We start from the raw sequence: 26,567 nt of genomic DNA, 5'->3' as shown, positions 1-26,567 counted from the left end.
TGCCCCGCCGCTGAACGGCCTTGCTTGCCCCGTCACGCCCGCGGGGAGGAAAATGGGCACCCGTATGGTGCCTGCCCGATGAGTATCGACGCCTCCCGTTACCCGCGCCTGTCGCGCATCGATTCGCCCGCCGACCTGCGCCGGTTCGACGAGGCCGAGCTGCCGGCCATCGCCGCGGAGCTGCGCGCCTACCTGATCGAATCGGTCGGCCGCAGCGGCGGCCACTTCGGCGCCGGCCTGGGCGTGGTCGAACTGACCGTCGCCCTGCACTGGCTCTACGAGACGCCGGTCGACCAGCTGGTGTGGGACGTGGGCCACCAGACCTACCCGCACAAGATCCTCACCGGCCGCCGCGACCGCATCCACACGGTCAAGCAGAAGGACGGCGTGGCGCCGTTCCCGAAGCGCGAGGAAAGCGAGTTCGACACCTTCGGTGTCGGCCATTCCTCGACCTCGATCTCCGCCGCATTGGGCATGGCCATCGCCCTGCAGCAGGCCGGCGACGACCGCAAGGTGGTCGCGGTGATCGGCGACGGCGCGATGACCGCCGGCATGGCCTACGAGGCGCTCAACCATGCCGGCGGCATGGACGAGGAGCCGAACCTGCTGGTCATCCTCAACGACAACCGCATGTCGATCTCCGAGGCGGTCGGCGGGCTGACCAAGATGCTCGGCCGCATGTCCGGCAGCGCCACCCTCAACAAGCTGCGCGAGGGCGGCAAGAAGCTGCTGGGCGACAAGAACAAGCCGCCGGCGCGCTTCGTGCGCCGCTGGGAAGAACACTGGAAGGGCATGTTCGTGCCGTCCACGCTGTTCGAGGAAATGGGCTTCCACTACACCGGCCCGATCGACGGCCACGACCTGCCCTCGCTGATAAGCGCGCTGCGCACGCTCAAGACCCTCAAGGGTCCGCAGCTGCTGCACGTGATCACCACCAAGGGCAAGGGCTACGAACTGGCCGAAGGCGACCAGATCGGCTACCACGCGGTCGGCCCGTTCGACCCGGCCAAGGGCCTGGTCGCCAAGCCCGGCGCGAAGAAGCCGACCTACACCGACGTCTTCAGCGACTGGCTGTGCGACGCCGCCGCGGCCGAACCGAAGCTGCTGGCGATCACCCCGGCGATGCGCGAAGGCTCCGGCCTGGTCCGCTTCAGCAAGGAATATCCGCAGCGCTACTTCGACGTGGCCATTGCCGAGCAGCACGCGGTGACCCTGGCCGCGGGCATGGCCACCCAGGGCGCCAAGCCGGTCGTGGCGATCTATTCGACCTTCTTGCAGCGCGGCTACGACCAGCTCGTCCACGACGTGGCGACCCAGCACCTGGACGTGCTGTTCGCGATCGACCGCGGCGGCGTGGTCGGCCCGGACGGCGCCACCCACGCCGGCAACCTCGACCTGAGTTTCCTGCGCTGCGTGCCGGGCATGGTGGTGATGGCCCCGGCCGACGAGAACGAGTGCCGGCAGATGCTCAGCACCGGCCTGGCCCATGAAGGCCCGGCGGCGGTGCGTTATCCGCGCGGCACCGGCCCGGGCGTGGCCGTGCAGCCGACCCTCGATACCCTGCCGATCGGCAAGGCGCAGCTGCGCCGCAGCGGTTCGCGCGTGGCCCTGCTCGCCTTCGGCGCGACGGTGCCGGCCGCCGAGGCGGTGGGCGCGGAGCTGGGCCTGACCGTGGTCAACATGCGTTTCATCAAGCCGCTGGACCGCGCCCTGCTGCTGGAACTGGCGCGCACCCACGAAGGCTTCGTCACCATCGAGGACAACGTGGTGGCCGGTGGCGCCGGTTCGGCCGTGTCCGAGCTGCTCAACGCCGAAGGCGCGACCATGCCGATCCTGCAGCTGGGCCTGCCGGACGCGTTCCAGCACCACGCCAGCCGCGAGGAGCTGCTGGCCGAAGCCGGCATCGACGCGGCCGGCATCCGCGAGGCGGTGCTCAGGCGCTGGCCGCAGCTGGCCGCGCACGACGGCGACCTGCCGCTGGCGGCGGGGGCCTGATCCGGAGGGGGCCCGCTGGTCCCCTCGTATGGCAGACCTGGTTCCGCGGCCGCCCGAGGCGGCGACGCTGGGCGGCGCGTGCTGACGCCGCACGCGCCTGGGCTTCAGGAAGCGGCTGCCGGTTCCAGGTCGTCCTCGAGCACCGCGTCCGCTGCCTCGTCTGATTCCTCCACCTCGTCCGGCGCCTGGATCCGGTAGCCCTTCGCGGCCAGCGCGGCGAGGTAGCCCTCGCGGTCATGCAGCAGCGTGTCGATGCCCATCGTCGCGAACGAGACCCGGTGTTCGGCCAGCGCCTTCTCGGCGGCGGCCAGCCAGCGGTCGCGGATCCTCGTGTCGACATCGGTGAAGCCACGCTTGCGCGCCGCCTCCGTCTGCATCCACGCGTCCATGCAGTCGGCCAGCTGCTGGCGGTTCTGCGGCATCGCGCGCAGCGCGGCGACGTCGCCCACCGCCCAGGCATTGGCGCGCGCGGCGATGCGCGGCAGGTCCTGCTCGATCACGTCCAGGGTGCCGGCGAAGCACTCCAGGTCCTGCGGCTTGAGTCCCTCGCCGCGGAAATCGGCCAGCGCCTGGCGGGGATCGTCGATCTTCAGGGCCAGTACGGTCGAGGTGGACTCGAGGCCGCGCGCCTTCATCTCCTTCGCCAGCACCGGGCCGACGATGCCGCCCTGGCGCAGGCGGTTGCGCTCCAGCGCGGCCTTGTAGAGCTCGTAGACGGCGATCAGCGGACGCTTCTTCTCCACGCCCCGGTCGCGGCCCATGTAGCGCTGCCTGAGCACCGACCAGCGCGCGTACAGTTCCGGCGGCAGTACTTCGTCGAGGGTGGCGCCACCGGGATTGCGCATCGCCTTCAGCGCCGCCGGCGCCAGGGTGAGCCCGCGGAAGAAGCCGATGTCCGCGCCCACCGAGATCCCCGGCGAGCCGAGCACCGCGCCGGCCCCGGCCAGCACCCCGCGCACTTCGCGCGCATCCCAGTCCATGTCGCGCGGCAGCGGCGACTGGGTACCGAGGATGTAGAGGACGTGGCCGTCCCTGCTGACCCGCCACAGCCCGGGGCCGGGCTGGACGCCGCTGACCACCACCGCGTCCATGTCGACGACCGGCGGATCGGCCTGCTGCGCCCCCAGCGGGGCGGCGACCGCCAATGCAGAACCGAAGACCAGCGCCAACATCCGTGCCGACATCCCTGCCCTCGCACCAGCGGAAGATCGCCGGAGCATAAGCAGCGCGACGGCGCCTTTGTTAAGCGTGGTGGGCAACGTTCAGCTTCGACCACGGCGCAGCGTGCCACGGCGTCCGGCGCCGCCACGAGGGTGGACACTGGCGGGCTTCAGGGCGCGGATGACAAGTCTCGCCGCGCCGCCGGACGCGACGATGCTCGCCGAAGCGGGCCGGGCATGCAACGCGCCGGCGGGAACGCCGGGCAACAAAAAAGCCCCGGTTCCCCGGGGCTTCTTCGGGATCCCTGGCGGATCCGTGTCGCTGGATTTGGTCGGGGTAGCCGGATTCGAACCGACGACCACTTGTCCCCCAGACAAGTGCGCTACCAGGCTGCGCTATACCCCGGGAAGCATTCCCGCCCAGGCGGGAGGGCGGATTATACCGGTTTGGCGCCCGCCGGCGCGAGCCGGCCGTGAAACGACGCTCAGCGCCGCAGCAGCTGCAGCACTTCCTCCAGCTCCATGCGCACCTGGCGCACGATCTGGCTGCTCAGCGCCGATTCCTGCCTGGCGCCCTCGCCTTCCAGGCGCAGGCGCGCGCCGCCGATGGTGTAGCCCTGCTCGTACAGCAGGCCGCGGATCTGCCGGACCATCAGCACGTCGTGGCGCTGGTAGTAGCGGCGGTTGCCGCGGCGCTTGACCGGGCTGAGGCTGGGGAACTCGGTCTCCCAGTAGCGCAGCACGTGCGGCTTCACGTCGCACAGCTCGCTGACCTCGCCGATGGTGAAGTAGCGCTTGGCCGGGATCGGCGGAAGCTCGCGGTTGCTGCCGGGATCAAGCATGCGGCTCGGCTCCCGAATAGGCTTCCACGCGTTCCTTCAGCTTCTGGCCGGGACGGAAGGTGACCACGGTGCGCGCCGAGATCGGGATCTCCTCGCCGGTCTTCGGGTTGCGGCCGGGACGCTGGTTCTTGCGGCGCAGGTCGAAGTTGCCGAAGCCGGAGAGCTTCACCTGGCGGCCGTCCTGCAGCGCTTCGCGCAGCACGTCGAAGAAGGCGTCGACGAATTCCTTCGCCTCGCGCTTGTTCAGGCCCACTTCGTCGAAGAGACGTTCGGCCATTTCAGCCTTGGTCAATGCCATTCCCTGTCCCCTGTATCAGCCGCGGATCCGGGCGCCGTGGTCGCGGCCCAGTCCGGCCACCACCCGCTCCACGACCGCATCCGCGTCCTGGTCGGTCAGAGTGCGCGTGCTGTCCTGCAAAATCAAGCCCATAGCCAGACTCTTGCATCCGGATTCAACCCCGGGGCCCTGGTAGCGGTCGAACAGCAGCAGGTCGCGCAGGACCGGGCCAGCGGCCGCGCGGACGCTGGCGGCCAGGGCCGACCAGGCCACGTGCTCGGCGACCACGAAGGCCAGGTCGCGGCGCACGGCCGGGAAGCGCGACAGCGCCTCGGCGCGCGGCAGGGCGCGCGGCTGCAGCGCGTCCAGGTCCAGCTCGAAGCCGACCACCTCCACGTCCAGGTCCAGCGCCCTGGCCAGGCGCGGGTGCAGCTGGCCGATCCAGCCCAGCCGGATCTCGCCGCCTTCCAGGTCGGTGCGGAACACGTCGGCGCTGCGGCCCGGATGGCCGAACGGCTCGGCCGACGGGCGGAACTCCAGCCTCGCGCCGGCGCTGGCGGCCAGCGATTCCAGGTCGCCCTTCAGGTCATGGAAGTCGACCTTGCGCGCGGCCAGGCCCCACTGCTCGGCGGCGGCGTCGCCACAGGCGACGGCGGCGATGCGGCGGGTCTCCAGCGGCGCGCCGGCCACGCCCGCGGCGGGCGCGGCGAACACGCGGCCCAGTTCGAATAGGCGCACGCGGCCGGCCTGGCGCGCGGCGTTGCGCGCCAGCGCGTCGACCAGGCCGGGCAGCAGGCGCGGGCGCATCACCGCCAGCTCGGCGCTGAGCGGGTTGGCCAGCGGCACGGTGCCGGCGCTGCTTTGCCACTTCTCCAGCAGTTCTGCCTCGACGAAGGCGAAGCACACCGCCTCCAGGTAGTCGCGGGCGACCATCTGCCGGCGCAGGTCGGACTCGGCCACGCGCGACTCGCTCGGCGCGGCGATGCGCGCCGGACCACCGGGCACGGTGGCCGGGATGCGGTCGTAGCCGTGGATGCGCGCCAGCTCCTCGATCAGGTCTTCCTCGATGGCGATGTCGAAGCGGCGGCTCGGCGCGGTGACCTGCCAGCCCTCGCCGGTGGCGGCGACCTCCATGCCCAGCGCGCGCAGGATGCGCTCGACCTCGGCATCGTCGATGGCCACGCCCAGCACGCGGGCGATGCGCGCGCGACGCAGCAGGATCGTCGCCGGCTGCGGCAGGTGCTCCGGCAGCACCGCCTCGGTGACCGGGCCCGGCGTACCGCCGGCCAGCTGCATCACCAGGCGCGTGGCGTACTCGATGGCCACGCGCGGCAGCTGCGGATCGACGCCGCGCTCGAAGCGATGGCTGGCGTCGGTGTGCAGGCCCAGGCGGCGGCTGCGGCCCATGATCGCGGCCGGGGCGAAGTGCGCGGCCTCGAGGAACACGTTCCGGGTGGCGTCGCCGACCTTGGTGGTCTCGCCGCCCATGATGCCGGCCAGGCCGATGGCGCGGTCGCCGCCCTGCCCGTCGCAGATCACCAGGAAGGCGCCGTCGTCCAGCTTCGCTTCCTGGCCGTTGAGCAGGGGCAGCGACTCGCCGGCGCGCGAATGGCGCACGCCGATGGCGCCGTCGAGCTTGTCCAGGTCGTATGCGTGCATGGGCTGGCCCAGCTCCAGCATCACGTACTGGGTGATGTCGACCAGCAGCGACACCGGGCGCACGCCGGCGCGGCGCAGGCGCTCGGCCATCCACACCGGGGTCTTCGCCGCCGGATCCACGCCCTCGATGACGCGACCGACGAAACGCGGCGCATCGGCGCCGGCCTGCAGCCGCACCTCCAGCGCACGCGAACTGGCGACCGGGACCTCGGCCACGTCCAGCGCGACTACTTCGCTGGAGAGCGCGGCGGCCACGTCGTAGGCGATGCCGCGCACGCTGAAGCAGTCGGCGCGGTTCGGGGTCAGCTTGATCTCGATGCTGGCGTCCGGCAGGCCCAGGTACTCGACCAGCGGCGCACCGACCGGCGCGTCGTCCGACAGTTCCAGCAGGCCGGAGGCGTCGGCGTCCAGGCCCAGCTCCTTCGCCGAGCACAACATGCCGTTGGACTCCACGCCGCGCAGCTTCGCCGCCTTGATCGCGATGCCGCCGATGTTCGAACCCACCGTCGCCAGCGGCGCGACCAGGCCGGCGCGCGCGTTCGGCGCACCGCATACGATCTGCAGCGGCTCGCCCTGGCCGATGTCGACCTTGCACACCTGCAGGCGGTCGGCCTCGGGATGCTTCGCCGCTTCCACGATGCGCGCCACCACCACCCCGGCCAGGCCGTCGCCCAGCGCGGTGACGTCCTCGACTTCCAGGCCGATCGCGGTCAGCGTCGCGACCAGGTCGTCGCGGCTGGCGGAAGTGGGCACGTGGCTGCGCAGCCAGTTCTCGGAGAATTTCATTGGGAGCCGTGATTCGGGATTCGGGATTGGGGATTCGTCTTGCGCATCGATGCCGGGCCTGGGGTCCGGGCCGGGAACGAATCCCCAATCCCGAATCCCCAATCCCCGCCGTCAGGCAAACTGCCTGAGGAACCGCACGTCGTTCTCGAAGAAGGCGCGCAGGTCGTTGACGCCGTAGCGCAGCATGGCGAAGCGCTCCACGCCCAGGCCGAAGGCGAAGCCGGTGTAGCGCTCCGGGTCGATGCCGCAGTTGCGCAGCACGTTCGGGTGGACCATGCCGCAGCCGAGGACCTCCAGCCAGCGCATGCTGCCGTCCGGCTGCTGCCAGGCGATGTCGACCTCCGCGCCCGGCTCCACGAACGGGAAATAGCTGGGGCGGAAGCGCATCTCGAAGTCGCGCTCGAAGAACGCGCGCACGAACTCGCTCAGCGTGCCCTTGAGGTCGGCGAAGGTCGAATGCTCGTCGACCAGCAGGCCTTCGACCTGGTGGAACATCGGCGAATGGGTCTGGTCGCTGTCGCTTCGGTAGACCTTGCCGGCGGCGATCATGCGCAGCGGCGGCGCATGATCGTCCATGTAGCGCACCTGCACGCCGGAGGTGTGGGTGCGCAGCAGGCGCGACACGCCGCTGGCGTCCGGCGGGAAGTAGAAGGTGTCGTGCATGGCGCGCGCCGGGTGGTGCGGCGGGAAGTTCAGCGCCTCGAAGTTGTGCCAGTCGTCCTCGATCTCCGGGCCGTCGGCCAGCTCGTAGCCGAGGCGGCCGAAGATCTCGGCGATGCGTTCCAGCGTGCGCGAAACCGGGTGGATGCCGCCACGCGCGGCGCCACGGCCAGGCAGGGTCACGTCGACCGCCTCGCCGGCCAGGCGCGCGTCCAGCGCGGCCTCCTCCAGTACCGCCTTGCGCGCGGCCAGGGCCTGGCCGACCGCGTCGCGGGCGCGGTTGATCGCCTCGCCGGCGGCCTTGCGCTGCTCCGGCGGCAGCGCGCCCAGCTGCTTGAGCTGCGCGGTGATGCTGCCCTGCTTGCCGAGCAGGCCGACGCGCAGCGCTTCCACCGCCTCGGGGGTCTGCGCCGCGGCGATGTCGGCCAGCGCCTGCGCCGACAGGGATTCGATTTCGCTCATGGAGTTTCGCCTTCCGGAAAAACAAATGGGGAAGGACTCGCGCCCTTCCCCATGCTCAGTCGTGTCCTCGGACAGGGACCCGCGCACGGATGCGCGGGCGCCTGCGAGGGACTCGCACTTATGCCGCCAGGGCGCTCTTCGCCTTCTCCGCCAGCGCCGTAAACCCGGCCGCGTCGTGCACGGCGATGTCGGCCAGCACCTTGCGGTCGAGGGTGATGCCGGCCTTCAGCAGGCCGTTCATGAAGCGGCTGTAGCTCAGGCCGTTGCTGCGGGCAGCCGCGTTGATGCGGGTGATCCACAGCGAGCGGAAGTTGCGCTTCTTCTGCTTGCGGCCGATGTACGCGTACTGCTGCGCCTTGATGACCGCCTGCTTGGCGACGCGGAAGACCTTGCGGCGGGCGTTGTAATAGCCCTTGGCGAGGTTGAGGACCTTCTTGTGACGGCGGCGCGCCTGGACGCCACGCTTGACTCGTGCCATTTGTCAGTCCTCCTCAGAGATACGGCAGCATGCGGGTCAGACGGCCCGCGTCCTCGGCACGAACGTGGTTCGTCTGCCGCAGGTTGCGCTTCCGCTTGGTCGCCTTCTTGGTGAGGATGTGGCTACGGTTGGCGTGGCCGGCCTTGAACTTGCCGGAGGCGGTCTTGCGGAAACGCTTGGCCGCCGCCCGGTTGGTCTTGATCTTGGGCATTGCTATGTCCTTGATGGGATCTGTCACTGGTGCGGGCGGTGGTTCTCCTTAACGCTTTGCGACTTCGTCGCAAGCGTGTGGATACCCACGCTTTCCATCCATGCCCATACCGGTCTGTAAGCCTTTGATTCCCCTAAAGAATCTCGGCAGGTCCTATGGCTGTTGCCAGCCACTCCGGCGAACCGGAGCCGCGCATTATGGCAGGCGGCGGATTTCCATGCAAATCATGGGGTTCCGGGGCCTGGATTGGCGTGGGGGGCCTTGCGCCGTTGTGAAGCCGGGCGCCCAAGGGAACCCGACCCTCACCGCTGACCCCTCTCCCGGCGGGAGAGGGGAGCAAGAAACGAAGCCGCGCCCTGGACGCGCCCGAAGACGCGGTAGCGCAGGGGTGTCACCAGCAGGTCGCTGACTGTTGCGGTAAGGAGGCTGGCGCGTGGCGACGCGCCAGACGTCGCCAGCGCCCGGACTCATTCCCGGCGCGGTGCAAGCGGCACATGGATGCGCCGCGCTTGCGAACGCAGTACGAGCGGTGAGCCTGCTTGCGCGTGGCGACGCGCCAATCCTCGCCAGCGCCTGTGTTCATTCCCGGCGCGGCGGAACCGCACGATGCGCCATATCCCCGCGCCGCCCCGGCTCCGTCCGAAGCCGGCCACCCGGATGCCACCGGACCTGCCGACGCCCAGGCGAGCCGTAGCACGATGCAGTAATGAAGCCGCGCGTGGCGACACGCCGGGACGTCGCGGGGCCCACTCCGGCGCAGCGGCAAAAACGAAGGGCGCCCCGTGGGGACGCCCTTCGCCTGGGCCCGGGCGGTCCGGGCCGGTGTGCCGGTTACTTCTTCTTCGGCGCGATCATCATGACCATCTGCCGGCCTTCAAGGCGCGGACGCGATTCGATCACGATGTCTTCGCCCAGGTCGGCCTCGATCCGCGCCGCCATCTGCCGGCCGAGCTCCTGGTGGCTCATCTCGCGGCCACGGAAGCGGATGTTGACCTTGACCTTGTCGCCCTCTTCCAGGAAGCGGCGCATGTTGCGCAGCTTGATCTGGTAGTCGCCCTCGTCGGTGACCGGGCGGAACTTGAGTTCCTTGATCTCGACCTGCTTGGACTTCTTCTTGGCCTCGTTGGCCCGCTTCTGCTGTTCGAAGCGGAACTTGCCGAAATCCATGATCTTGCAGACCGGCGGGTCCGCATTCGGCTGGATCTCGACCAGGTCGAGGCCTTCGTCCTCGGCCATGCGCAGGGCTTCGTCGCGCGACAGGACGCCGATCATCTCGCCATCGGATCCGATCACGCGCACGCGCGGAACGCGGATCTCGTGGTTCTTTCGGTTTAGCTTCTCGGGGGTGCTGATTTTTCAGTCTCCGGGGGTGGTCTGGACGGCGCGCCGGCCGGGGGCCGGCGGCGCCTCTTGTCTTACGCCATCTGCTGCGAACGCAGCGTCTCGGCGAAGGCGGACACCGACATTGTGCCCAAATCTTCCCCGGAACGCGTACGCACCGCCACGGCGCCGTTCTCCTTTTCGCGGTCCCCGACCACGAGCAGGTACGGCACCCGCTGCAGCGTGTGCTCGCGGATCTTAAAGCCGATCTTCTCGTTGCGCAAATCGGCCTCGACCCTGAACCCTTGATTTGCAAGGGTTTTCCGGACCTCATCCACGTATTCAGCCTGGGCGTCGGTGATGTTCATCACCACCGCCTGGACCGGGGCCAGCCAGGCCGGGAAGGAACCGGCGTGGTGCTCGATCAGGATGCCGATGAAGCGCTCCATCGAGCCGACGATGGCCCGGTGCAGCATGACCGGGTGGCGGCGCTGGCTGTTCTCGTCCACGTACTCGGCGCCCAGGCGGCCGGGCATCATGAAGTCCACCTGCATGGTGCCCAGCTGCCAGGTACGGCCGATCGCGTCCTTGAGGTGGTACTCGATCTTCGGGCCGTAGAAGGCGCCCTCGCCCGGCAGCTCCTGCCACTCCACGCCGGAGGCGCGCAGCGCCGAACGCAGCGCGTCCTCGGCCTTGTCCCAGGTGGCGTCGTCGCCCAGTCGCGAATCCGGGCGCAGCGCGATCTTGATCTGGATGTCCTCGAAGCCGAAGTCGGCGTAGACCTTCAGCGCCTGCTCGTGGAACGCCCGCACCTCCGACTCGACCTGGTCCTCGGTGCAGAAGATGTGGCCGTCGTCCTGGGTGAAGCCGCGCACGCGCAGGATGCCGTGCAGCGCGCCGGACGGCTCGTTGCGGTGGCACGAACCGAACTCGCCGTAGCGGATCGGCAGGTCGCGGTAGCTGTGCAGGCCCTGGTTGAACACCTGGACGTGGCCCGGGCAGTTCATCGGCTTGACCGCGTAGGTGCGCTTCTCCGACTCGGTGAAGAACATGTTGTCCTGGTAGTTGTCCCAGTGGCCGGACTTCTTCCACAGCGACACGTCCAGGATCTGCGGGCAGCGCACCTCGCCGTAGCCGGTGTTGCGGTACACGCGGCGCATGTACTGCTCGACCACCTGCCACACCGACCAGCCCTTCGGGTGCCAGAACACCAGGCCCGGGGCCTCTTCCTGCAGGTGGAACAGGTTCTGTTGCTTGCCGATGCGGCGGTGGTCGCGCTTCTCGGCTTCCTCGATGCGCTGGATGTAGGCCTTCAGCTGCTTCTCGTCGGCCCAGGCGGTGCCGTAGATGCGCTGCAGCTGTTCGTTCTTCGCGTCGCCGCGCCAGTAGGCGCCGGAGATGCGGGTCAGCTTGAAGGCCTTCAGGAAGCGCGTGTTCGGCACGTGCGGGCCGCGGCACATGTCCACGTATTCCTGGTGGTAGTACAGGCCCATCGCCGTGACCTCCGGGCCCATGTCCTCGATCAGGCGCAGCTTGTAATCCTCGCCCCGCTCCTTGAAGACCTTGATGACCTCCTCGCGCGGGGTCATCTTCTTGATCACGTCGTAGTCCTGGGCGATCAGCTCGCGCATGCGCTGCTCGATCGCGGCCAGGTCCTCGGGGGTGAACGCGCGCTCTGAGTAGATGTCGTAGTAGAAGCCCTCGGCGATCACCGGGCCGATGACCATCTTCACTTCCGGGTACAGCTGCTTGACCGCGTGGCCGACCAGGTGTGCGCAGGAGTGGCGGATGATCTCCACGCCCTCCTCGTCCTTCGGGGTGATGATGCGCAGGGTGGCGTCGTGGTCGATGACGTCGGAGGCGTCGACCAGGCGGCCATCGACCTGGCCGGCCACGGTGGCCTTGGCCAGGCCGGCGCCGATCGACTGGGCGACCTGCATGACGGTGACGGGGGCTTCGAACTCGCGGCGGCTGCCGTCGGGGAGGGTGATCGTGATCATCTGGAGCCGGGATTCGGGATTCGGGATTGGAGAGTCGGATTTCGAGCGGCGGGATCCGGGCGAGCGGGACGGCCTGGCCATCCCCGATCTCGAATCCCGGATCCAGTCGGCCGCATCGCGGCCAACAAAAAAGCGCCTCGAGGGCGCCAGCTGGAAGTCCGGGGCCTCGGCGGCGTTCAGCGGTGGGCGGTGGTAGTGCTCATGTCGCACGCTCGGCCGGCGTTTCCGCGGGCCACCTTGTGACTGCCGCGCCGGCACCCTGCCGGCGGCGATGGCGCCGATTCTACCCCGCCCCCGGAGCGGCGCAAACCCGGCGCCGGCGGTGGCATGATGCCGCCACGCCACGGCAGCCGGCCCGGAGGGGGGCGGTCAATGACCATCAAGGGCAAGCCCACATCGCTGGACATCGCGCACCTGGCCGGGGTTTCCCAGCCGACGGTATCGCGTGCCCTGCGCGGCAGCCCTTCGGTCAACCCGGAGACCCGCGAGCGGATCCTGGCCATCGCCCGGCAGCTCAACTACAAGGTCGACAAGAACGCCTCCAACCTGCGGGCCCAGCAGTCCGGCACCCTCGCCCTGCTGTTCTTCGAGGACCCGACCCCGGACGACTCGCTGATCAACCCATTCTTCCACTCGATGCTCGGTTCGATCACCCGGGCCTGTGCCCTGCGCGGCTACGACCTGCTGGTCTCGTTCCAGCAGCTGTCGACCAACTGGCACGCCGACTTCGAGGACAGCCACAAGGCCGACGGCCTGATCCTGCTCGGCTACGGCGATTACCTGGAAGCGGAATCGAAGCTGCAGCAGCTGGTCGCCCAGGGCACCCACTTCGTGCGCTGGGGCGCGGCCCTGCCCGGCGAGCCCGGCGTGTCGATCGGCTGCGACAACTTCCAGGGCGGGCACGACATCACCGCCCACCTGCTCGGCCAGGGCCGGCGCCGGATCGCCTTCCTCGGCCACGCCTCGGCCCACTACCCGGAGTTCTTCGAGCGCTACCGCGGCTACGCCGGGGCGCTGCGCGAGGCCGGACTGGAACCGGACCCGGCGCTGCAGGCCGACGCCATCACTACCGAGCAGGCCGGCCATGCAGCGGCGCGGGCCCTGCTCGACGCTGGCGCAGGGTTTGACGCCGTGTTCGCCGCCAGCGACCTGATCGCGCTGGGCGCAATGAAGGCGCTGCGCGAACACGGCAGGCAGATCCCGGAAGACGTGGCCGTGGCCGGCTTCGACGACATCGCCATGGCCAGCTTCGTCCAGCCGGGGCTGTCCACCGTGCAGCAGGACACCAAGCAGGCCGGCGAGGTGCTGGTCGACAGCCTGATCCGGCTGATCCAGGGCGAGGCCGTGGAAAGCCGCACCCTGCCGGTGAAGGTGGTGCTGCGCGGCTCCAGCGGCGCGGGCTGAAGCCGGCGCCGCCTTCCAGGCAGGCTCAGCGCCCGGCCATCAACGCATCCAGTCGCTCGCGCAGGTCCGCGCGGCTCACCGGCGCGTCCAGGAAGAACACCCTTACCCCGTGCGCCGGCACCTCGACCCGCAGCTGGCGCCCGACCTCGAGCGTTTCGCCGCTGAAGCCATCGCGCCAGCGCCCCGGCTGCAGGTACTCGCGCACGGTGAAGTCCTGCGCGCGGTCGCCCTTGTTGAGCAGCACCAGCGCGGTCTGCGCCTGCCCGTCGTGCTGGTAGACGCGGTAGAACACCGCCTGGTCGCCCTGCAGGCGCACCGGCAGCTGCAGGCCGCGCTGCAGCGCCGGCGATTCCCGGCGCAGGCCGGCGATGCGCTTGAGGCTGGCGTGGATCGGGCTGGCCGGCGCGGCGGCGATGCGCTCCTGGCCGAAATAGGCGCGGTTGCCGCCGTGTTCGGCCTGGCCGCGCATGAAGCCGGTCTCCGAGCCGTAATAGACCACCGGGATGCCGCGCGCGGTGAACAGCCAGTTGTGCGCGTCGATGAAACCGCTGTCCTCGGCGTCGAGCCGGCGCATGTCGTGGTTGTCGTAGAACGTGGCCAGGTCGTAGACGTTCGCGTACGGGCCGCCGCTGAGGTGCAGCGCCTCTTCCAGGCGCTCGAAGCCGGCGCCCTTGCGCCCGAACACGTCTTCCATGGCCTGGCGCATCGGGAAGTCGAGCACGCTGATCGAGCCGTTCTCCGGGAGGGTGAACTGCGCGATCTTCGCCGGGTCGTAGTCGAAGGCCTCGCCGAACATGTACATGCCCGGGTGCTGCGCGCGGATGCGTCCGGCGAACTCCTTCCAGAACGCCAGCGGCTGGTGGCGGATGGTGTCGATGCGCAGCGCGTCCACGCCCTGCCCGATCCACTGCAGGTAGGCGCCGACCAGGTAGTCCATCACTGCCGGATTGGCAGCGTCCAGGTCGGACAGCTGCGCCAGGTCCGGCCGGGTGTTGTAGAAAGCGTGCAGCGGATTGCCGGCCGGGTCGAGCTGCTCCGGCGGCAGGTTCTGGTGGTCGGCCACCAGCTTCCCGTCCGCGTCGAACAGCTGGCCGTACTGCGGCTGCGCCACCGGCATGGTCCACGCCGGCGAGCCGTGGTTGCCGACGATGTCCAGCACCGTCTTCAGTCCGTGCGCGCGCAGGCCGGCGGTCAGCCCGGCGAAATCCAGGTCCGCACTCGGCAGGTGTTCGTCCAGCCGGTAGAAATTGATGCCCCAGTAGCCGTGGAAGCCGGACTTGCCGCGGTCGGTGAGGAAGCCGTCGCAGCTGATCTCGTCGCCGCCGGTGAAGGCCTGGTCCGGGTTGTCGACGATCGGCGTGATCCACACCGCGGTGAAGCCCAGGTCGCGGATGTAGCCGGCGTTGTCGAGCAGGCCGCGGAAGTCGCCGCCGAGGTAGCCGACGTTGCCGACCTCGCCGTCGCAGGCCTCCTTCAGGGGGATGTCGAAGGTGCGCAGCTCCGGCCGGGCCGGATCCACGCCCTGGTCGCGGTGGTCGTTGGCCGGGTCGCCGTTGGCGAAGCGGTCGGTCATCACGAAGTAGATCGACTCGCTGGCGAACGGCTCCAGCGTGCCGTAGTAGTCCGAAGCTGCGGCGCTGCCGGCCAGGCCCAGCGCCGTGCACAGCACCGCCTGACGCAGCCGGCTCATGCCCGCACCTCCACCGCGCGCGGCACCGCCAGCGTGCACAGCCCCGCCAGCAGCAGGCTGGCGCCGCCGATGGCCAGCGCCCACAGCGGCTGGTTGCCGAACAGCGACTTCAGCAGGAAGCCGAGCAGGCTGGCCGCGACCAGCTGCGGGATCACGATGAAGAAATTGAAGATGCCCATGTAGATGCCCATCTTGGCGGCCGGGACGCTGTCGGAGAGCATCGCGTACGGCAGGGAAAGGATCGACGCCCAGGCGAAACCGACCCCGACCATCGACAGCAGCAGCCATTGCGGGTCGCGCACGGCCAGGAAGGAAAGCAGGCCGGCCGCACCCAGCAGCAGGTTGACCAGGTGGGTGGCGCGCAGGCCGAGCGCGCGCACCATCCACGGGATGGCGATGGCGGCCAGCGCGGCGAAGCCGTTGTAGGCGGCGAACAGCACGCCGACCCAGTTGGCGCCCTCGTTGTAGACGGCCGACGTCGGATCGCTGCTGCCGAAGTGGGTCCCGGCCACGGCCGCGGTGGTGTAGATCCACATCGCGAACAGCGCGAACCAGGAGAAGAACTGGACCACGGCCAGGCACCGCATCGCGCCGGGCATGGCGTGCAGGTCGGCGACGATGGCCGGCAGCATGCCGCCCGGCCGCAGCAGGCGCGAGACCAGCACCAGCACGCCGTAGGCGGCGAGCATGCCGGCCAGCACGTAGAGCATCCGGTCCCAGCCGTGCGCGGCCACGACAGCGGCGAAGGCGAGGCCTGCAGCCAGCCAGGCCAGCGCCGGGCCCACGGCGGCCTTCGCTGCGGGGGCCGCGGCATGCGCGGCGGCGTCACCGGGCTCCTCGAACGAGGCCAGCACTTCCGGCGGGTACTCGCGGCTGCGCAGCACGGTCCAGCCGATCGCCGCGAACAGCACCGCCCCGCCGAGGTAGAAGGCGTAGCGCACCGTCCCGGGTACCTCGCCGGGCCCGGCGGTATTGGCCACGCCGGCCTTGGCCAGCAGCCACGGCAGCATGCTCGCCACCACCGCGCCGACGCCGATGAAGAAACTCTGCATGGCATAGCCGCTGGCGCGTTGCGAGGTGGGCAGCTGGTCGCCGACGAAGGCGCGGAACGGTTCCATCGCCACGTTGATCGAGGCGTCGAGGATCCACAGCGTGCCGGCGGCGATCCACAGCGCAGGCGAGTTGGGCATCACGAACAGCGCCAGCGTCGCCAGCAGCGCGCCGGCGAGGAAGTACGGCCGGCGCCGGCCCAGGCGGGTCCAGGTGCGGTCGGACAGGTAGCCCACCACCGGCTGCACCAGCAGGCCGGTCAGCGGCGCGGCGATCCACAACCCCGGCACCTGGTCCATGTCCGCGCCCAGGGTCTGGAAAATGCGGCTGGCATTGGCGTTCTGCAGGGCGAATCCGAACTGGATGCCCAGGAAGCCGAAGCACATGTTCCATATCTGCCAGAACGACAGACGCGGTTTGCGTTCCATCAGGCGGTTCCCCCCTCCGGGAATCACGGGATGCGATGTGGGGCCATGGTAGGGGCGCGGTGCGCGCGGCGCACAGCCGGTGCATACGTATTCATTGCCCGGAGGCTGGAAGCGCGCGGCCGTCTGCGGGAATAGTGGAAAGGCCACGCCTGCGCGGCGCTACCACGTACAGCGGATCCCGGGAGGGGACATGCACGATCCAACCTGCGGCGGCGACGCCCGCACGCTTCCTTGCGCGCCGGCCGCACCCGGCGTTTTCCCGCGCAGCGCCGCTGGACGCATGGGCCTGCGCGGCCTGTTCATCCTGCTCTTCGCCGCCAGCCTGCCGGCCCAGGCGGAAACGCTGGCGCGCGTCGCCTCGCCCGGCGGCACCCTGTCGGTGACCCTGGAATCGCAGCACGAAGGCCGCCTCGCCTACCGCGTCGACCGCGGCAGCCGCCCGGTGATCGCACCTTCGCGGCTGGGCTTCCTGCTTGGCGACGGCCGCCTCGAACGCAACCTGGAACTGGTCGGCCAGTCCAGCCGCAGCTTCGACGGGACCTGGGAACAGCCGTGGGGCGAACGCCGCCTGGTGCGCAACCACTACAACGAGCTGCGCGCCAGCTTCGCCGAGAAGCCGCACGGGGGCCGCGACCAGGGCCGCCGCTTCGACGTGGTGTTCCGCGTCTACGACGACGGCGTCGGCTTCCGCTACGAGTTCCCGCGCCAGCCGGCGATGGACGAGGTCCGCATCCGCCAGGAGCTGACCGAGTTCGCGGTCGCCCGCCCGGCCACCGCCTGGTGGATCCCGGCGTTCGAATGGAACCGCGAGGAATACCTGTACGCGCGCACCCCGCTGTCCGAGGTCGGCATCGCGCAGACCCCGATCACCCTGCGCAGCGACGACGGACTGCACATCTCGATCCACGAGGCCGCGCTGGTCGACTATGCCGGCATGAACCTGGCCCGCAGCGGCGACGGCGTGCTGCGCGCGGCGCTGACCCCGGGCAACGACCACTCCGCGGCCGTGGTCCGGACGGCGCCGTTCAACACGCCGTGGCGCACCATCCTGGTCGGCGGACGCGCCGGCGACCTGGCCGAATCCAGCCTGATGCTCAACCTCAACGAGCCCAACCGCATCGGCGACGTCAGCTGGTTCAAGCCGGCCAAGTACGTCGGCGTGTGGTGGTCGCTGCACCTGGACGAGGAAACCTGGGGCACCGGCCCGCGCCACGGCGCCACCACCGCCAACACGAAGCGCTACATCGACTTCGCCGCCGCCAACGGCTTCCGCGGCGTGCTGGTGGAAGGCTGGAACCCCGGCTGGGACGGCGACTGGTTCGCCAACGGCTGGAACTTCGATTTCACCCGCTCCACTGCCGATTTCGACCTGGAAGGCCTGGCCGCCTACGGCGCCGAACGCGGCGTGCACCTGATCGGCCACCACGAGACCGCCTGCGCGGTCAGCCACTACGAGCGGCAGCTGCCGGCGGCGCTGGACCTGTACGCGCGCAACGGCGTGGACGTGGTCAAGACCGGCTACGTCTGCGACGCCGGCGACATCCAGCGCCAGGACAAGGCCGGCGGCCCGGTGATCCGCGAGTGGCACGAGGGCCAGTGGATGAGCAACCACCACGTGCGCGTGCTGGAGGCGGCGGCGAAGCGCCATATCGCGATCAACTCGCACGAGCCGATCAAGAGCACCGGCCTGCACCGCACCTGGCCGAACTGGGTCTCGCGCGAAGGTGCGCGCGGCATGGAGTTCAACGCCTGGGCGAAGCCGCCGAACCCGCCGGAGCACGAGGCCAACCTGGTGTTCACCCGCATGCTGGCCGGGCCGATGGACTTCACCCCGGGCATCGTCAGCCTCAAGGGCCGCGGCGGCCAGCAGATCGAGAGCACCCTGGCCAAGCAGCTGGCGCTGTACGTGGTGATCTACAGCCCGATCCAGATGGTCGCCGACCTGCCCGAGCACTACGCCGAACATCCGGACGCGTTCCAGTTCATCAAGGACGTGGCCGTGGACTGGGAGGAAAGCCGCGTGCTCGCCGGCGAGGTGGGCGACCACGTCACCTTCGCGCGCAAGGTCCGCGGCGGCGACGAGTGGTTCCTCGGCAGCGTCACCGACGAAGAGGCGCGCATCGTCGAGGTGCCGCTGTCGTTCCTGGATCCGGGCCGCCGCTATCGCGCCGAGATATACCGCGACGGCGACCGCGCGCACTGGAAGACCGCGCCGTTCGAGTTCGTGCGCGAGACCCGCGAGGTGCGCAGCAGCGACCGCTACACGCTGAAGCTGGCCGCAGGCGGCGGCCAGGCCATCCGCTTCGTACCCATCGACTGATCGTTCCAGGGGCGCGGCGCGCATGCCGCGCCCTGCTCTTTCCGGCGGGCTTTCCCCCGCCGTTTCCGCGTACCCGGAACACGGATGCGGGCGCGGACTCCCGGCCTTCGATGACACCGCTGTCCATCGCATTCCCGCCAACGATGGATGCAATGAATACGTATGCAGCCATCTTCCCGCGTGGCAACGCACGCCTACCATAGCCACGCACCGTCAAGCCGCCACCCGCACGACCAAGACACGCGGATAACCGGCACACCACAACCCGAATCCGACATTACCTGGGAGGGGAAAATGTTGAACCTTCAGCGCAACCTGCTGAGCGCGGCGCTTGCGTCCGCGATCCTGCTTACCGCCCAAGGCGCGCACGCGCAGGACGCCACCGCCACTGCCGCCCAGGACGAAACCACCCAGCTGGACACGGTGGTCGTCACCGGCATCCGCCGCGGCATCGAGGGCGCCATCTCCACCAAGCGCGATTCCAGCTCGATCGTCGAGGCGATCTCCGCCGAGGACATCGGCAAGCTGCCCGACGTGAGCATCGCCGAATCGATCGCGCGCCTCCCCGGCCTGGCCGCGCAGCGCGTCGCTGGCCGCGCCCAGGTGATCAGCGTGCGCGGCCTGTCGCCCGACTTCTCCACCACGCTGCTCAACGGCCGCGAGATGGTCAGCACCGGCGACAACCGCAGCGTCGAGTTCGACCAGTACCCGTCCGAGCTGGTCAACGGCGTCACCGTGTACAAGACCCCCGACGCCGGGCTGGTCGGCCAGGGCCTGTCGGGCACGGTCGACATGCGCACCATCCGCCCGCTGGCCTACGACGGCAGCGCGGTGATGGTCGGTGGCCGCTACCAGCGCAACTCGCTGGGCTCGGCGGCCAACGCCGATGCCGACGGCCACCGCCTCAACGCGACCTGGATCGGCAAGTTCGCCGACGACACATTCGGCATCGCGCTGGGCTACTCGCATTCCAGCACCCCGATCCAGGAGAACCAGGTCGGCCTGTACGAGCCCTGGCAGCAGCTGGGCGACGGCTGGCGCCCGGGCGTGCCCGAAGGCACCTGGTATTCGGACGGCGCCAAGGCGCTGCGCCGCACCGGCTACACCGACCGCGACGGCGTGATGGCGACCCTGCAGTTCCGCCCGTCCAACGCCTGGACCAGCACCCTGGACCTGTTCTACACCCGCGCCGAGCAGGAAGATACCGCCAACCAGTTCGAGGTCCACCTCGGCGGCTACAACGGCGGCTTCGACCCGGGCCTGGAGCTGACCGGGGTGACCGTCAACGGCAACGACACCTTTACCGGCGGCGTCGCGCACAACGTCTACCCGCTGGTCCGCGGCATGTACAACAAGCGCGACGACCGGATCAAGGCGTTCGGCTGGACCAACGAGTTCAGTGCCGGCAGCGTCGACATCGTGGCCGACATCGGCTGGTCCAAGGCCACCCGCGACGAGCTGAACCTGGAGAACAACACCCAGCTCTACCCGATGCCGCAGCTGGACTCGGTGGCGATCGACCTGCGCAGCTCCGGCTTCTCGCAGCTGGTCCCGGGCCTGGACTACTCCAACCCGGCGGCGCTGTACCTCAACAACACCATCTACGGCTCCGGCTACGGCAAGGTGCCGAGCGTGGACGACGAGCTGAAGACCTTCCGCCTGTCGGCCAGCATCCCCGCCGGCGGCTGGTTCGCCGACGTCGACGTCGGCGTCAACTACGCCGACCGCGAGAAGGACAAGGTGCAGCCGGAGGGCAACATCAACCTCGGCGCGCAGGGCCCGGTCGCGATCGGCGACGACCTGCAGTACGGCCGGGTCAACCTCGGCTTCGCCGGGATCGGCTACATCCCGTCCTGGAACGTGCCGGCGGCGGTCGCGCGTTACATGGAATTCGAACCGGTCGACGACCTCTCCTACCTGATCCCGAAGGCGTGGACGGTCAACGAGAAGATCACCACCGGCTACGCCCGCGCCAACATCGACACCGAGTGGGGCTCCGTGCCGGTCACCGGCAACATCGGCTTCCAGGTGCAGCACGTCGACCAGTCGTCGGATTCGCGCTACTGGGATTCGACCCGTCCGGCCGGCCAGGAGATCCAGCCGTTCCACGGCGGCAAGACCTACACCGAGGTGCTGCCCAGCCTGAACCTGGCGTTCTCCTTCGCCAACGACCAGATGCTGCGCGTGGCCCTGGCCAAGCAGGTCGCGCGTCCGCGCGTGGACCAGCTGCGTTCGGCGCTGGAGTTCGGCGTCAACACCGCCACCGGCCGCCCGGGCGGCGCCGGCGGCAACCCGGAACTGGAGCCGTGGCGCGCCAACGCCTTCGACGTCTCCTACGAGAAGTACTTCGGCACCAAGGCCTACGTGGCCGCCGCCTACTTCTTCAAGGACCTGAAGAGCTACATCTACACCCAGACCCGCGACGACTTCGACTTCTCCGACCTGGTCGGCGACTACGTGCCGCCGCCGGGCAGCCCGCCGGTGCAGCCCATCGGCGACTTCACCCAGCCGCTCAACGGCGAGGGCGGCAAGCTGCAGGGCCTGGAGCTGACCGCGTCGCTGCCGTTCGACCTGTTCAGCGACACCCTCGCCGGCTTCGGCATCATCGCCAGCGCCAGCTTCTTCGACAGCGACATCGAGATCCTGGATCCGGAAAGCGCCTCCAGCGTCGGCAGCGACCCGATCAGCCTGCCGGGCCTGTCCGACCGCGTGTACAACTGGACGCTGTACTACGAGCGCAACGGCTTCGAGGCGCGCGTGAACCAGCGCCGCCGTTCGGACTTCATCGGCGAGATCGGCAACTTCAACGGCAACCGCACGCTGCGCTACGTGGTCGGCGAGAACATCACCGACGCGCAGGTCAGCTACACCTTCAGCAGCGGCAGCCTGGCGGGCATGACCCTGCTCCTGCAGGGCAGCAACCTGACCAACGAGGCCTACCGCACCTACGCCGGCAGCAAGGACCGCCCGCTGGAATACATCGAATGGGGCCGCACCATCCTGTTCGGCGTGAACTACCGCTTCTGACCTGCCCTCCCCCCGCCGCGCCGTGCGCGGCGGGTTCCGTCGCGCTGCACCCCCTGCGGCGCGGCGGCCTTTCTCCACGACCGCCAAGGGGAACCGCCGGGACGGCGGTTCCCCCCGACCGGAACGGAACCCGATGAACCAGTCCCCGTGGTGGCGCGGCGCCGTCATCTACCAGATCTATCCGCGCAGCTTCCTCGACACCGACGGCGACGGCGTGGGCGACCTGCCCGGCATCGTCGAGCGGCTCGACTACGTGGCCTCGCTCGGCGTGGACGCGATCTGGATCTCGCCCTTCTTCAAGTCGCCGATGGCCGACTTCGGTTACGACATCGCCGACCAACGTGCGGTCGACCCCCTGTTCGGCACCCTCGACGACTTCGACCGCCTGCTGGCCAAGGCGCATGCGCTCGGCCTGAAGGTGATGATCGACCAGGTGTTCAGCCACACCTCCGACCAGCACGAGTGGTTCCGCGAGAGCCGCCAGGACCGCACCAACCCGAAGGCGGACTGGTACGTGTGGGCCGACGCCAGCGAGGACGGCACCCCGCCGAACAACTGGATGTCGCTGTTCGGCGGCGTGGCCTGGCGCTGGGAGCCGCGCCGCTGCCAGTACTACCTGCACAACTTCCTGGCCTCGCAACCGGACCTGAACTTCCACAACCCTGCGGTGCAGGAAGCGACGCTGGACTACGTCCGCTTCTGGCTGGACCGCGGCGTGGACGGCTTCCGCCTGGACTCGATCAACTTCTGCTTCCACGACGCGCAGCTGCGCGACAACCCGCCCAAGCCGGTGGAGCAGCGCGTCGGCCGCGGCTTCAGCGCCGACAACCCCTACGCCTTCCAGTACCACTGGTACAACAACACCCGCCCGGAGAACCTGCCGTTCCTGGAGAAGGTGCGCGGGCTGCTGGACGAGTACCCGGGCGCGGTGAGCCTGGGCGAGATCTCCTCGGAGGATTCGCTGGCCACCACCGCCGAGTACACATCGGGCAACCGCCTGCACATGGGTTACAGCTTCGAGCTGCTGGTCGACGACTTCAGCGCCGGCTACATCCGCGGCACGGTCGAGCGCCTGGAAGCGGCGATGACCGAGGGCTGGCCGTGCTGGGCGGTGTCCAACCACGACGTGCGCCGCGCGGTGACCCGTTGGGGTGGGGCCTCGCCCTCACCGGCGCTGGCGAAGATGCTGGTGGCGATGGTCTGCTCGCTGCGCGGCTCGGTCTGCATCTACCAGGGCGAGGAGCTGGGCCTGCCGGAAGCGGACGTGCCCTTCGAGGCGCTGCGCGACCCCTACGGCATCACCTTCTGGCCGAACTTCAAGGGCCGCGACGGCTGCCGCACGCCGATGCCCTGGACCTCCACGGCCGACGCCGGCTTCAGCAGCGGCACGCCGTGGCTGCCGGTACCGGATGCGCACCGCACGCTGGCGGTGGCCGTGCAGGAGGCCGATCCCGATTCGGTGCTCAACGCGTTCCGCGCCTTCATGCGCTGGCGCAAGGCGCAGCCGGCGCTGGTGCGCGGCTCGATCGCCTTTCTCGACACGCCCGAGCCGGTTCTGGCGTTCGTGCGCGAAGGCGAGGGCCAGCGCGTGCTGGCCGCGTTCAACCTGTCGGGCAGCCCGGCGACGCTGCAGCTGCCGGCCGGCAGCTGGACCCCGCTGGACGGCCACGGCGCGCCGCTGGCGGCGATCCGCGACACGCAGGCCATCCTGCCGCCCTGGGGCTACCTGCACGCGCAGGCAGGTTGAGGCCCGCCACGCTTCCCGCCGCCGCGCCGGTCACATCCCGGTGCGGCTGCCACCGTTGACGTGCATCACCTGGCCGGTGACGAAGCTGCCGTCGTCGCTGGCCAGGTAGACGTAGGCCGGCGCCACTTCCGCCGGCTGGCCCGGCCGCTGCATCAGCGTGTCCGAGCCGAACTCGGCCACCTCCTTCGGCTTGAACGAGGCCGGGATCAGCGGCGTCCAGATCGGGCCCGGCGCCACCGCGTTGACCCGGATCCCGCGATCGGCCAGCGACTGCGCCAGCGAGAAGGTCATGGCGTGGATCGCGCCCTTGGTCGAGGCGTAGTCCAGCAGCGTGGCGTGGCCGCGCACGCCGGTGATCGAGCCGGTGTTGATGATGCTGGCGCCGCGACGCAGGTGCGGCAGCGCCGCGTCGACCAGGTAGAAGAACGAGAACAGGTTGTTGGCGAAGGTGTCGCGCACCCGTTCCGGGGTGAGTTCTGTGGCTTCTTCCACCGGGTACTGGCGGGCGTGGTTGTTGACCAGCACGTCGAGCCGGCCGAAGTGCTTCACCACCCGCTCCACCAGCGCACGGCAGCGCGCCGGCGTGCGCAGGTCCACGCGCACGGCCAGGCATTCACCGCCGGCTTCCTCGATCATGCGCACGGTGCGTTCGGCATCCCCGGCTTCGCGCGGCGACAGGTAGGCGATGGCCACCCGCGCGCCCTCCCGTGCGAAGTGCACGGCCACCGCCTGGCCGATGCCGCTGTCGCCGCCGGTGACCAGGGCGACGCGTCCCTGCAGCTTGCCGCTGCCCAGGTAGCTGTCGCGGATCACGAGCGGTTCCGGGTTCATCTTCGACTGCACGCCCGGCTGGCGCTTCTGGCGCTGCGGCGGGTTGATCTTCTTCTTGCCGGGCATGGCGGCCTCCTTCGCATCGGGAACTCCCCAAGCCTAGGAGCGGCGGCGTCGGCGTACCGTGTGCGCGGCGGCCGCGACCTTCGCGGTGGTTTCACCGCCGGCGCGGCAGCGTGCGCGTTCACCACGCGGAAGCCGCCGCCATGCCCAGCCGCACGCGACGCACCGTATTCACCCTGAGCACCCGCAGCGGGCGCTGCGCGCACGAAGCGACCACGCACGCCTGGATCGCACGCCAGCTGGCCACGCTCTTCGAGTGGGAATACGGCGGCGAATACCGGCCCGGCGAGGCCCCGCCCGATGCGTTCTTCGTGCCCGACGACACCCTGACCTCGGCGCAGGCCGCGGCGCTGGGCATCGCCGGCGAGGGCGACCTGTTCGGCGGCGTGGTACCGCACGGCTTCGTCGCCAGCAAGGTCATCACCCATCCCCTGCCCAGCGCCGGCGCGCTGGCCCCGCATGGCTGGGACCACGGCCTGGCCACGCGGCTCGGCGACGCGGTGCTGCCCGGCTTCAGCGTGTTCGAACCGGCCGACATCGGCCCGGCCGGACTGCGCCTGCTCGGCGGTGGCGGGATCCGCCTCAAGGAGGCGGCAGCACGCGGTGGGCACGGCCAGTACCGGGTCGCCGACGCGATGGCCCTGCGCATGACCGTGGCCGAGCTGGACCCGGAACGGGTGCGCCACGACGGCGTGGTGCTGGAACTGGACCTCGCCGACGCCACCACCTGCAGCGTTGGCGAGGTCCGCATCGGCGGCCTGCGCCTGGCCTACCTGGGCACCCAGCACCAGGTGCGCGACCGCGAAGGCGACGAGGTGTACGGCGGCTCCGCGCTCAGCGTCGTCGAAGGCGGACTGGACGCGCTGGAGAAACTGCCGCTGGCACCCGCGGCGCGCGCCGCGCTGCGGCAGGCGCGCCGCTACGACGCCGCGGTGGCGGCGACCTGGCCCGGCTTCTTCGCCTCGCGCCGCAACTACGACGTGGTCTGCGGCCACGACGGCGACGGGCGCTGGCGCTGCGGCGTGCTGGAACAGTCCTGGCGCGTCGGCGGCGCCTCGCCGGCGGAGATGGTGGCGCTGGCGGCCTTCCTCGGCGCCGATCCGCCGCTGGCGGTGGAGGTGTCCTGCCACGAATCCCACGATCCGGCCGAGCACCTGCCCGCCGGCGCCGAGGTGCACTTCAGCGACCCTGCCGCGGCGAGCGGGCCGGTGCTGAAATACGCCCTGGCCGCGAGGAGGTTGCATGCAGATCCGGCTTGATCCGGTAGAGATCGGCACCAACGGCGACCGCGTCGGCGGCACTGTGATGTACCCGGCGCTGGCCTTCCCCGGCGTGCTGTTCGTGCACGGCTGGGGCGGCAGCCAGGAACACGACCTGGGCCGCGCCCGCCAGGTCGCCGGCATCGGCGCGGTCTGCCTGACCTTCGACCTGCGCGGCCACGAGAGCACCGCCTCGCAGTGGGAAACGGTGAGCCGCCCGCAGAACCTGCAGGACCTGCTGTCGGCCTACGACTGGTTCGCCGCGCGGCCCGGCGTCGATGCCGGCTCGATGGCGGTGGTCGGGATCAGCTACGGCGGCTACCTGGCCGCCCTGCTGACCGAGCTGCGCCCGGTGCGCTGGCTGGCCCTGCGATCGCCGGCGCTCTACAAGGACGAAGGCTGGGAGCTGCCGAAGCGGCGCCTGCACGACGACCCGGACCTGGCCGCGTTCCGCCGCCGCAAGGTGGCATGGGAGGAGAACCGGGCATTGCGCGCCGCGCGCGCCTTCCAGGGCGACGTGCTGCTGGTGGAAGCCGAGCACGACCCGATCGTGCCGCATGCGGTGATCGAGAACTACGCCAACGCCTTTTCCACCGCGTCCTCGCTCACCCGTCGCCGCATCGCCGGCGCCGACCACGCATTTTCCGGCAAGCCGCAGCAGAAGGAATACACCGACGTCCTGGTCGGCTGGCTGCGGGAAATGGTCACTGGCGCGCGCGAGCGGGAGGCCAGCGAACGGGTCGCCGAACGCAAGCGGATGCGCCAGTCCGGCGAGTCCGGCGGCAGGGGGTAGCCGGCCAGCCGGTGCGACGGTCGGCGTCCCGGAGCGCGTTTGCCGGGTTTTTTCCGCATTTTCCCCTTGGCGGACGGCCGCGCATGGCCTACATTCGCGTTGCCG

Annotated in this window: 19 protein-coding genes and 1 tRNA gene; 7 read left to right on the top strand and 13 right to left on the bottom strand. The window is 70.0% G+C overall.

Annotated features, from left to right (window positions below; all coding sequences use genetic code 11):
- The first annotated feature begins 78 nt into the window (after positions 1-78).
- Positions 79-1,995, top strand: coding sequence for a 1-deoxy-D-xylulose-5-phosphate synthase (dxs, locus tag M503_RS0101225; protein ID WP_028918628.1), 1,917 nt, complete (start codon positions 79-81; stop codon positions 1,993-1,995).
- A 104-nt stretch (positions 1,996-2,099) separates the two neighbouring features.
- On the opposite strand, the gene M503_RS15385 is transcribed toward dxs, so the two are convergent.
- From M503_RS15385 to thrS, 10 genes are all read right to left on the bottom strand, one after another.
- A complete protein-coding gene (locus tag M503_RS15385; protein WP_231472282.1) occupies positions 2,100-3,167 on the bottom strand; it encodes a TraB/GumN family protein in 1,068 nt (355 codons plus the stop codon).
- Positions 3,168-3,484: 317 nt separating this feature from the next.
- A tRNA-Pro gene (locus M503_RS0101215) sits at positions 3,485-3,561 on the bottom strand.
- Positions 3,562-3,640: 79 nt separating this feature from the next.
- The gene (locus M503_RS0101210; RefSeq protein WP_024868248.1) at positions 3,641-3,997 is read right to left on the bottom strand and encodes a MerR family transcriptional regulator; all 357 of its coding nucleotides are present in this window, start codon (positions 3,995-3,997) and stop codon (positions 3,641-3,643) included.
- Positions 3,990-4,295 (bottom strand): integration host factor subunit alpha, encoded by a 306-nt coding sequence (locus M503_RS0101205; RefSeq protein ID WP_024868247.1) that lies wholly within the window; start codon positions 4,293-4,295, stop codon positions 3,990-3,992. The genes M503_RS0101210 and M503_RS0101205 overlap by 8 nt, the downstream gene beginning before the upstream one ends.
- 15 nt (positions 4,296-4,310) lie before the next feature.
- Positions 4,311-6,719, bottom strand: coding sequence for a phenylalanine--tRNA ligase subunit beta (gene pheT / locus M503_RS0101200; RefSeq protein WP_028918627.1), 2,409 nt, complete (start codon positions 6,717-6,719; stop codon positions 4,311-4,313).
- 111 nt (positions 6,720-6,830) lie between these two features.
- Positions 6,831-7,841 carry a phenylalanine--tRNA ligase subunit alpha gene (gene pheS / locus M503_RS0101195; RefSeq protein WP_028918626.1) on the bottom strand — a complete coding sequence of 337 codons (1,011 nt, stop codon included), beginning with the start codon at positions 7,839-7,841 and terminating at the stop codon, positions 6,831-6,833.
- Positions 7,842-7,959: 118 nt separating this feature from the next.
- Positions 7,960-8,319 (bottom strand): 50S ribosomal protein L20, encoded by a 360-nt coding sequence (rplT, locus tag M503_RS0101190; RefSeq protein WP_024868244.1) that lies wholly within the window; start codon positions 8,317-8,319, stop codon positions 7,960-7,962.
- Between the two features lie 13 nt (positions 8,320-8,332).
- A complete protein-coding gene (rpmI, locus tag M503_RS0101185; RefSeq protein WP_024868243.1) occupies positions 8,333-8,530 on the bottom strand; it encodes a 50S ribosomal protein L35 in 198 nt (65 codons plus the stop codon).
- An 831-nt stretch (positions 8,531-9,361) separates the two neighbouring features.
- The gene (infC, locus tag M503_RS0101180; RefSeq protein WP_081720891.1) at positions 9,362-9,883 is read right to left on the bottom strand and encodes a translation initiation factor IF-3; all 522 of its coding nucleotides are present in this window, start codon (positions 9,881-9,883) and stop codon (positions 9,362-9,364) included.
- Positions 9,884-9,945: 62 nt separating this feature from the next.
- Positions 9,946-11,850: a threonine--tRNA ligase gene (gene thrS / locus M503_RS0101175; protein WP_028918625.1), complete on the bottom strand. Its 1,905-nt coding sequence runs from the start codon at positions 11,848-11,850 to the stop codon at positions 9,946-9,948.
- A 372-nt stretch (positions 11,851-12,222) separates the two neighbouring features.
- Here thrS and M503_RS0101170 point away from each other — a divergent pair, with 372 nt between their 5' ends.
- A complete protein-coding gene (locus tag M503_RS0101170; protein WP_028918624.1) occupies positions 12,223-13,254 on the top strand; it encodes a LacI family DNA-binding transcriptional regulator in 1,032 nt (343 codons plus the stop codon).
- Positions 13,255-13,279: 25 nt separating this feature from the next.
- Here the strand turns inward: M503_RS0101170 and M503_RS0101165 are convergent, their stop codons facing one another.
- The gene (locus tag M503_RS0101165; protein WP_028918623.1) at positions 13,280-14,944 is read right to left on the bottom strand and encodes an alpha-amylase family glycosyl hydrolase; all 1,665 of its coding nucleotides are present in this window, start codon (positions 14,942-14,944) and stop codon (positions 13,280-13,282) included.
- Entirely contained in the window at positions 14,941-16,422 is a 1,482-nt protein-coding gene (locus tag M503_RS0101160; protein ID WP_028918622.1) for an MFS transporter, read from the bottom strand. Before M503_RS0101160 ends, M503_RS0101165 begins: the two co-directional genes overlap by 4 nt.
- A gap of 280 nt (positions 16,423-16,702) precedes the next feature.
- Here M503_RS0101160 and M503_RS0101155 point away from each other — a divergent pair, with 280 nt between their 5' ends.
- From M503_RS0101155 to M503_RS0101145, 3 genes are all read left to right on the top strand, one after another.
- Positions 16,703-18,742 (top strand): glycoside hydrolase family 97 protein, encoded by a 2,040-nt coding sequence (locus tag M503_RS0101155; protein WP_051414079.1) that lies wholly within the window; start codon positions 16,703-16,705, stop codon positions 18,740-18,742.
- A gap of 294 nt (positions 18,743-19,036) precedes the next feature.
- Complete coding sequence (locus tag M503_RS0101150; protein ID WP_028918620.1) at positions 19,037-21,769, top strand: TonB-dependent receptor; 2,733 nt, start codon at positions 19,037-19,039, stop codon at positions 21,767-21,769.
- Between the two features lie 133 nt (positions 21,770-21,902).
- Positions 21,903-23,516 (top strand): alpha-glucosidase family protein, encoded by a 1,614-nt coding sequence (locus M503_RS0101145; protein ID WP_028918619.1) that lies wholly within the window; start codon positions 21,903-21,905, stop codon positions 23,514-23,516.
- Between the two features lie 30 nt (positions 23,517-23,546).
- On the opposite strand, the gene M503_RS0101140 is transcribed toward M503_RS0101145, so the two are convergent.
- Positions 23,547-24,413, bottom strand: coding sequence for an SDR family oxidoreductase (locus M503_RS0101140; RefSeq protein ID WP_028918618.1), 867 nt, complete (start codon positions 24,411-24,413; stop codon positions 23,547-23,549).
- Between the two features lie 140 nt (positions 24,414-24,553).
- Here M503_RS0101140 and M503_RS0101135 point away from each other — a divergent pair, with 140 nt between their 5' ends.
- Together M503_RS0101135 and M503_RS15380 are read left to right on the top strand one after the other, a co-directional pair.
- The gene (locus tag M503_RS0101135; protein WP_037060076.1) at positions 24,554-25,669 is read left to right on the top strand and encodes a DUF3182 family protein; all 1,116 of its coding nucleotides are present in this window, start codon (positions 24,554-24,556) and stop codon (positions 25,667-25,669) included.
- On the top strand, positions 25,653-26,462 hold the full coding sequence (locus M503_RS15380) for an alpha/beta hydrolase family protein (protein WP_037060074.1): 810 nt from the start codon (positions 25,653-25,655) through the stop codon (positions 26,460-26,462). The genes M503_RS0101135 and M503_RS15380 overlap by 17 nt, the downstream gene beginning before the upstream one ends.
- Positions 26,463-26,567 lie beyond the last annotated feature (105 nt).

It is taken from the genome of Pseudoxanthomonas suwonensis J47 (assembly GCF_000513955.1).
Lineage (GTDB): Bacteria > Pseudomonadota > Gammaproteobacteria > Xanthomonadales > Xanthomonadaceae > Pseudoxanthomonas > Pseudoxanthomonas suwonensis_C.
This window is presented reverse-complemented; position numbering and strand designations above follow the sequence as displayed.

Bases quoted from the DNA above. Each gene is read 5' to 3' on its own strand.
- rpmI (WP_024868243.1), bottom strand. From the start codon at position 8,530: ATGCCCAAGATCAAGACCAACCGGGCGGCGGCCAAGCGTTTCCGCAAG.
- M503_RS0101160 (WP_028918622.1), bottom strand. From the start codon at position 16,422: ATGGAACGCAAACCGCGTCTGTCGTTCTGGCAGATATGGAACATGTGC.
- thrS (WP_028918625.1), bottom strand. From the start codon at position 11,850: ATGATCACGATCACCCTCCCCGACGGCAGCCGCCGCGAGTTCGAAGCC.
- M503_RS15380 (WP_037060074.1), top strand. From the start codon at position 25,653: ATGCAGATCCGGCTTGATCCGGTAGAGATCGGCACCAACGGCGACCGC.
- M503_RS0101205 (WP_024868247.1), bottom strand. From the start codon at position 4,295: ATGGCATTGACCAAGGCTGAAATGGCCGAACGTCTCTTCGACGAAGTG.
- M503_RS0101140 (WP_028918618.1), bottom strand. From the start codon at position 24,413: ATGCCCGGCAAGAAGAAGATCAACCCGCCGCAGCGCCAGAAGCGCCAG.
- M503_RS0101170 (WP_028918624.1), top strand. From the start codon at position 12,223: ATGACCATCAAGGGCAAGCCCACATCGCTGGACATCGCGCACCTGGCC.
- dxs (WP_028918628.1), top strand. From the start codon at position 79: ATGAGTATCGACGCCTCCCGTTACCCGCGCCTGTCGCGCATCGATTCG.
- M503_RS0101150 (WP_028918620.1), top strand. From the start codon at position 19,037: ATGTTGAACCTTCAGCGCAACCTGCTGAGCGCGGCGCTTGCGTCCGCG.
- pheS (WP_028918626.1), bottom strand. From the start codon at position 7,841: ATGAGCGAAATCGAATCCCTGTCGGCGCAGGCGCTGGCCGACATCGCC.
- M503_RS0101155 (WP_051414079.1), top strand. From the start codon at position 16,703: ATGGGCCTGCGCGGCCTGTTCATCCTGCTCTTCGCCGCCAGCCTGCCG.
- M503_RS15385 (WP_231472282.1), bottom strand. From the start codon at position 3,167: ATGTTGGCGCTGGTCTTCGGTTCTGCATTGGCGGTCGCCGCCCCGCTG.
- pheT (WP_028918627.1), bottom strand. From the start codon at position 6,719: ATGAAATTCTCCGAGAACTGGCTGCGCAGCCACGTGCCCACTTCCGCC.
- rplT (WP_024868244.1), bottom strand. From the start codon at position 8,319: ATGGCACGAGTCAAGCGTGGCGTCCAGGCGCGCCGCCGTCACAAGAAG.
- M503_RS0101165 (WP_028918623.1), bottom strand. From the start codon at position 14,944: ATGAGCCGGCTGCGTCAGGCGGTGCTGTGCACGGCGCTGGGCCTGGCC.
- M503_RS0101210 (WP_024868248.1), bottom strand. From the start codon at position 3,997: ATGCTTGATCCCGGCAGCAACCGCGAGCTTCCGCCGATCCCGGCCAAG.
- M503_RS0101135 (WP_037060076.1), top strand. From the start codon at position 24,554: ATGCCCAGCCGCACGCGACGCACCGTATTCACCCTGAGCACCCGCAGC.
- M503_RS0101145 (WP_028918619.1), top strand. From the start codon at position 21,903: ATGAACCAGTCCCCGTGGTGGCGCGGCGCCGTCATCTACCAGATCTAT.